General features: G+C 35.0%; 1 protein-coding gene. It reads right to left on the bottom strand.

The annotated features are described in order from the left end of the window. On the bottom strand, positions 1 to 217 hold a 217-nt coding region (locus ACVCXO_RS00165; RefSeq protein ID WP_452227582.1), incomplete at both ends, for a hypothetical protein.

The raw sequence follows: 217 nt of genomic DNA, 5'->3' as shown, positions 1-217 counted from the left end.
CTTAAATAAAGTTGGTTGCGCTTTTACTAACTTCTGATTTTCCTTCGGAAAATCCTCGTCACCAAAAACGCAACTTTCCATATACAAACACGTTATGTTTAATAATCCCAGACTTCTGGAACTTCCCTTGTTCATTGCAATTAGCCCATTGTAAATTACAGAGTTTGCAATAAACTTGAATTGGAATACTGGATTTTGAGGAATAATTGTACCAACC

This window comes from Lacinutrix sp. MEBiC02404, from assembly GCF_053601575.1.
This window is presented reverse-complemented; position numbering and strand designations above follow the sequence as displayed.